Annotated in this window: 5 protein-coding genes and 1 pseudogene; 4 read left to right on the forward strand and 2 right to left on the reverse strand. The window is 77.4% G+C overall.

Going from position 1 to position 6,273, the window contains the following annotated elements:
• Nucleotides 1–913, reverse strand: a pseudogene (locus AB6N23_RS16725) (glycogen debranching protein GlgX); the annotation flags it as partial.
• 117 nt (nt 914–1,030) lie between these two features.
• Between AB6N23_RS16725 and AB6N23_RS16730 the strand changes: the two are divergent.
• Nucleotides 1,031–1,825: an electron transfer flavoprotein subunit beta/FixA family protein gene (locus AB6N23_RS16730; RefSeq protein WP_412867120.1), complete on the forward strand. Its 795-nt coding sequence runs from the start codon at nt 1,031–1,033 to the stop codon at nt 1,823–1,825.
• A gap of 58 nt (nt 1,826–1,883) precedes the next feature.
• On the forward strand, nt 1,884–2,864 hold the full coding sequence (locus tag AB6N23_RS16735; RefSeq protein ID WP_378202105.1) for an electron transfer flavoprotein subunit alpha/FixB family protein: 981 nt from the start codon (nt 1,884–1,886) through the stop codon (nt 2,862–2,864).
• 23 nt (nt 2,865–2,887) lie between these two features.
• Here the strand turns inward: AB6N23_RS16735 and AB6N23_RS16740 are convergent, their stop codons facing one another.
• On the reverse strand, nt 2,888–3,877 hold the full coding sequence (locus tag AB6N23_RS16740) for a phosphotransferase (protein ID WP_412867121.1): 990 nt from the start codon (nt 3,875–3,877) through the stop codon (nt 2,888–2,890).
• 180 nt (nt 3,878–4,057) lie between these two features.
• Here AB6N23_RS16740 and AB6N23_RS16745 point away from each other — a divergent pair, with 180 nt between their 5' ends.
• Together AB6N23_RS16745 and mnmA are read left to right on the forward strand one after the other, a co-directional pair.
• Nucleotides 4,058–5,284: a cysteine desulfurase family protein gene (locus AB6N23_RS16745; protein WP_412867122.1), complete on the forward strand. Its 1,227-nt coding sequence runs from the start codon at nt 4,058–4,060 to the stop codon at nt 5,282–5,284.
• Nucleotides 5,284–6,273 (forward strand): tRNA 2-thiouridine(34) synthase MnmA (mnmA, locus tag AB6N23_RS16750; RefSeq protein ID WP_412867123.1); only part of this gene is annotated, 990 nt, incomplete at its 3' end. The genes AB6N23_RS16745 and mnmA, both read left to right, overlap by 1 nt.

Raw genomic sequence — 6,273 nt, forward strand, 5'->3', positions numbered from 1 at the left:
ACGCGACGTGCTGGCCGGGCAGGCCGCCCTCGCAGGTGTGGTTGTAGACGACGTCGAGCAGCACCTCGAGGCCCGCCTCGTGCAGCGCGTGCACCGCGCCGCGGACCTCGTCGAGGACCGCCGCCGGCCCGGCGGCGCGTGCCGCAGGGCTCGCGTACGCCGCGTGCGGCGCGAAGAAGCCGAGCGTGCTGTAGCCCCAGTAGTTCGTCAGGCCCTTCTCGACGAGGTGCGGCTCGGACGTGAACGCGTGCACGGGCAGCAGCTCGAGCGCCGTCACGCCGAGGCCGAGCAGGTGGTCGAGCACCGCGGGGTGGGCGAGCGCCGCGTACGTGCCGCGCAGCTCGGGCGGCACGGCGGGGTGCAGGTGCGTGAGCCCCTTGACGTGGGCCTCGTAGACGACGGTGCGGTCCCACGGCGTCCACGGGCGGTTCGCCGCCGGGTCCGGGCCCGGCAGGTCCCGCGTGTCGACGACGACGCCGTGCGGCACGTGCGCCGCGGAGTCCCGCGGGTCCGGCGGCCCGTACGGGTCGCCGGCGAGGTCGTCGCCCACCACGTGCCCGTACGTGGGCGGCCCGTAGGTCATCTCCCCGACGAGCCCGCGGGCGTACGGGTCGACGAGCAGCTTGGCCGGGTTGTACCGCAGGCCGTGCGCGGGCTCCCAGCGGCCGTGCGCGCGCAGCCCGTACCGCTGCCCGGGCCGCACGCCGGGCACGGACGCCGTCCACACGCCGAGGCGCGGCCCCGCGAGCGGGACGCGGCGCTCGGTCGGCGCGTCCGCGGGGCCGTCGAGCAGGCACAGCTCCACGGCCGTCGCGTGCGGGGCCAGCACGGCCACGTCGACGCCGGCGTCCGTGACGTGGACGCCCAGCCGGTACGGCCGCGTCGCGGCGCCGGGGTTCGGGGGAGCGCTCACACGTCCATGGTGCCAGGACGTGCGTCCGGGTGGCCGCCCGGACGGGCACGACCGGTGCCGCTGCCCACGGAGCGGTCACCGCGTCCCGGCGCGCGGGTCGGCGGTAACGTTCGGCGCGTGAGGATCGTCGTCTGCGTGAAGTTCGTCCCGGACATCCAGTCGGACCGGCAGCTCGGTCCCGACGGCCGCGTCGTGCGGGACGGGGGCGACGGGACCCTCAACGAGCTCGACGAGAACGCCGTCGAGGCCGCCCTGACGCTCGTCGAGGAGCACGGCGGCGAGGTGGTCGTGGTCACGGTCGGCCCCGACGACGCCGTCGACGCCGTGCGCAAGGGCCTGCAGATGGGCGCCGACGCGGCCGTGCACGTGCGCGACGACGCGGCCGCCGGCTCGGACGCCCTCGGCACCGCCGCGGTGCTGGCCGCGGCCGTGCGGCACCTGTCCGCCACGTCGCCCGTCGACCTCGTGGTCACCGGCATGGCGGGCCTCGACGGGCTGACGTCGCTGCTGCCGACCGCGCTCGCGGAGCACCTCGACCTGCCCGCGCTGCCGCTCGCGGCCGAGCTCGCCGTCGACCCCGGCGCGGGCACCGTCACCGTGACGCGCAACCTCGACCACGCGTCGGAGACGCTCACCGCCGCCCTGCCGGCGCTCGTGTCCGTCACGGACCAGATCAACGAGCCGCGGTACCCGAACTTCAAGGGCATCATGGCCGCCCGCAAGAAGCCGGTGGAGACCCTCGCGCTCGCCGACCTGGGCGTGGACCCCGCGACCGTCGGCCTCGCCGGCGCCCGCACGCAGGTGCTCGAGGCCGCGCCGCGCCCGCCGCGCGAGGACCGGGTGCTCGTCAACGACACCGGCGACGCGGGCGCGCGGCTCGCCGCCTGGCTCGTCGACCGCCGGCTCGTCTGAGCCCGCGCGGCCGCCCCGCACCACCGTCACCCCGCGACCGAACCCCGAGGACACCGACGTGACCGCCACCCCCGTGCTCGTCCTGCTCGACCACGCCGCCGACGGCACGCTGCGCCCGCCGGTGCGCGAGCTGCTGACGCTCGCGCGCACGCTCGCCGACGGCGCCCCCGTCGAGGGCGTCTGGGCCGGCACGCTCGACACGGCGGCCGCGCTGCCGGTGCTCGGCGCGCAGGGCGTCACGACCGTGCACCGGCTCGTCACCGACGCGGACCTGCACCTGTCGGCCGTCGTCGCCGACGGGGTCGTGCAGGTGCTCGGCGCGACGGGGGCGACGCTGCTGCTGGCCGTGTCGTCGTTCGAGAACAAGGAGACGCTCGCGCGCGTCGCGGTCCGCACGGGCGCGGGCGTCGTCACGGACGCCGACGGCGTGACGGTCGAGGACGGCCGCGTCGTGACCCACAAGACCGTGCTCGCGGGCACCTGGACGACGCGCTGCGCCGTCACCGCGCCCGTGGCGCTGGTGACCGTCAAGGCGAACTCGGTCGCGGCGGAGGACGTCGCGACGCCGACGCAGCCGGCGCTCGCCGAGCACGCCGTGGACGTCTCCGAGGCGTCGCGCCGCGTGCGGCTGGTCGAGCGCACCGAGCGCGCGGACTCCGGGCGGCCCGACCTGGGCTCGGCGCACGTCGTCGTCGTCGGCGGCCGCGGGACCGAGGGCGACTTCGGCCCCGTCGAGGAGCTCGCCGACGTGCTCGGCGGCGCGGTCGGCGCGACGCGCGTCGCCACGGACGAGGGGTGGATCGGCCACGACGCCCAGATCGGCCAGACCGGCGTCACCATCTCGCCGCGCCTGTACATCGGCGCGGGCGTCTCGGGCGCCGTCCACCACCGCGGCGGCATGCAGGCGTCCGGCACCGTCGTCGCGGTCAACTCCGACCCGGACGCGCCGATCTTCGAGATCGCCGACTTCGGCGTCGTCGGGGACCTGTTCACCGTCCTGCCGCAGGCCGCCGCGGAGCTGCGCCGGCTGCAGGGCTGACGCCTCCGGCGCCGGGGCGCAGGTCAGGTCAGGTCGCGCAGCCAGCGCAGCGTGGCCGCCGCCTGCGCGGCCTGGAACCGGCGCAGGTTCGGGATCCCCGGGGGCGCCGGCTGGCCCGACGCCCACGCGAAGTAGCCCGCCAGGCCGGTGAGGCCGGCCCGCAGGTCGGACGGCGTCACACCGTCGGACACGGGCCGCTCCGCGAAGATCCGTGCCGGGTCGCCGCCGCCCTGCAGCGCGACGCTCGGCAGCATGAACGCCAGGTCGAGCCACGGCGCGCCGACCGACGCGTGGGGCCAGTCGATGAGCCACACGCGGCCGTGCCCGTCCTCGACCATGACGTTGTCCGCGCGCAGGTCGCCGTGCACGAGGCTGTCGCCCGCGCACACGCGCAGCGCGTCCTGCTCGAACCGCACGAGGTCGTCGAGGTGGTCGAGCGCCCAGCGGCCCGGCTCGCCCACGCCCGCGACGATCTCGCCGCGGTGCTGCGGCGCGACGCGGTGCAGCGACCGCCAGCCGGTGAAGTCGTGCGCGAGCTGGTCGTCGGTGCGCGGCAGGTCGTGACCCGGCAGCGGCTCGGCGTCCGTGAGCGCGTCGACGGCGGCGAGGACGAGCTGCAGGTCGTCGGTGCGCCACGGGAGCTCGGGCTGGCGGCCCTGCACGGCGTCGAAGCCGAGGATCACCCACTCGCCGTCGTCGTCCCACCAGCGCAGGCGGGGCGCGGGCACCTCCGGCGGGAGCGCGCGGGCGGCGCGGATCTCGGCGCGGGCGAGGTCGGGCGACTCGGGGTTCTGGTCGGGGGAGACGGCCTTGACGAACACCGCGCGGCCGTCGGTCAGCTCGAGCACGGCCACGAAACCGGGGGAGAACCCGCTGGTCGGCGTCGACTCCGCGGTGACGCGAGCGCCCGCGAGCGTCTGGATGCGCTCCCGCACGTGGCGGGGGAGGTCGCGCCAGTCGAGCCGCTGGCCGCCGAAGGCGAGCGGAAGCGCGATGACGTCGTCGGCACTCACGCGCACATCCTGCCAGCAACAGCCCGCACGGCACGGGTGAACGTCCGTCCTGACCGCCTCGTGCGCAGGTCCTTCGCAGGACGTCCCCACGCCGGGTCGGCACGCCCGGGCCCGCGCCTTCGTGCGGGGCAGGCGGCCCGCGCGGGCGGACCCTCGCGGGAGGGTTCGTAGACTGACCGGGTGAGCGTTCCCCGCCCGCGCGCGGCCTACCTGGACCACGCGTCCACCACACCGATGCTGCCCGCGGCCGTCGAGGCGCTCACGGCCGCGCTCGCGCACGTCGGGAACCCGTCCTCGCTGCACACCGCGGGCCGCGCCGCCCGCCGGACCGTCGAGGAGGCGCGCGAGCGCCTCGCGGCGTCGCTGGGCGCGCGGCCGAGCGAGGTCGTGTGGACCGCGGGCGGCACGGAGGCCGACAACCTCGCGGTCAAGGGCCTGTTCTGGGCGCGGCGCACCGAGGACCCCGCGCGCCGGCGCCTGCTCGTCTCGGCGGTCGAGCACCACGCCGTCCTCGACCCGGCGTTCTGGATGGCGGAGCACGCGGGCGCCGAGCTCGTCCTGCTCCCCGTGGACGCCGACGGGGTCGTCGAGGTGGAGGCGCTGCGCGAGGAGCTGGAGCGCCACCCGGACGCCGCGGCGCTCGTGTCGGTGATGTGGGCGAACAACGAGGTCGGGGCGGTGCAGCCGGTCGAGGAGGTCGTCGCGCTCGCGCACCGGCACGGCGTGCCCGTGCACGTCGACGCGGTGCAGGCCGTGGGCCAGGTGCCGGTGGACCTGGCGGCGTCGGGCGTGGACGCGCTCACGGTGAGCGGGCACAAGGTCGGCGGGCCGGGCTCCGCCGGTGCCCTGCTCGTGCGCCGGGGGCTCGACCTGACGCCCGTGCTGCACGGCGGCGGCCAGGAGCGGGGCGTGCGGTCCGGCACCCTCGACGCGCCGCTGCTGGCGTCGTTCGCGGTGGCCGTCGAGGCGGCGGTCGCCGACCGCGCGGAGCACGCGGCACGGGTCGGGGCGCTGCGCGACGACCTGGTGCGGCGCGTGCTCGACGCGGTGCCGGGCGCCGTCCTGCGGGGCCCCGCCGACGCCGGGCGCCGCGTGCCCGCGGACGGGACCCGCCGCCTGCCGGCCAACGCGCACCTGACGTTCGCGGGCTGCGAGGGCGACTCCCTGCTGTACCTGCTCGACGCGGCGGGCGTCGAGGCGTCCACCGGGTCGGCGTGCCAGGCGGGCGTGCCCCGCCCCTCGCACGTGCTGCTCGCCATGGGCGTCGGCGAGGACGACGCGCGCGGCGCGCTGCGGTTCAGCCTCGGGCGCACGTCGACGGCCGCCGACGTCGACGCGGTGCTCGACGTGCTGCCCGGCGCCGTCGAGCGCGCCCGCGCGGCCGGCCTGACGTCGGTGGGCGTCTGATGCGGGTGCTGGCCGCCCTGTCCGGGGGCGTCGACTCCGCCGTCGCCGCCGCGCGTGCCGTGGACGCCGGGCACGACGTCGTCGGTGTGCACATGGCGCTGTCCCGCACGCCCGCGCAGGAGCGCACCGGGTCGCGCGGGTGCTGCTCGATCGAGGACGCCGGCGACGCGCGGCGGGCGGCCGACGTGCTCGGCATCCCGTACTACGTGTGGGACATGTCGGAGCGGTTCGAGCGGACGGTCGTCGCGGACTTCCTCGCCGAGTACGCCGCCGGCCGCACGCCCAACCCGTGCGTGCGCTGCAACGAGCACGTGAAGTTCGCGGCGCTGCTCGACAAGGCGCTGGCGCTCGGCTTCGACGCCGTGTGCACGGGCCACTACGCGCGCGTCGTGACGCACGACGACGGCCGCCGCGAGCTGCACCGCGCGGCCGACGCCGCGAAGGACCAGTCCTACGTGCTCGCCGTCATGGGGCCGGACCGCCTCGCGCGGTCGCTGTTCCCGCTGGGCGACGCGCCGTCGAAGGCCCACGTGCGCGCCGAGGCCGCGGCCCGCGGGCTGTCCGTGTCGGCCAAGCCGGACTCCTACGACATCTGCTTCGTGGCCGACGGCGACACGCAGGGGTTCCTGCGCGACCGGCTCGGGTCGCAGCCGGGGGAGGTCGTCGACGAGACCGGCGCGGTCGTCGGCAGCCACGACGGCGCGTACGCGTACACGGTGGGGCAGCGGCGCGGGCTCGCGCTCGGGCGGCCGGCGCCGGACGGGCGGCCCCGGTACGTGCTGAGCGTCGAGCCGGTGCAGCGGCGGGTCGTCGTGGGGCCGGCCGAGCGGCTCGAGGTCGCGCGGGTGACGGCCGACGAGGCGGTCTGGTACGGCGCGGTGCCGGTGCCGGGCACCGCGTGCACGGTGCAGGTGCGGGCGCACGGCGCGCCCGTGGCGGCGCGCGTGCGCGCGGCGGACGACGGGACGGTGACGGTGGACGTGGGTGCG

Source organism: Cellulomonas pasadenensis (genome assembly GCF_047229365.1).
Lineage (GTDB): Bacteria > Actinomycetota > Actinomycetes > Actinomycetales > Cellulomonadaceae > Cellulomonas.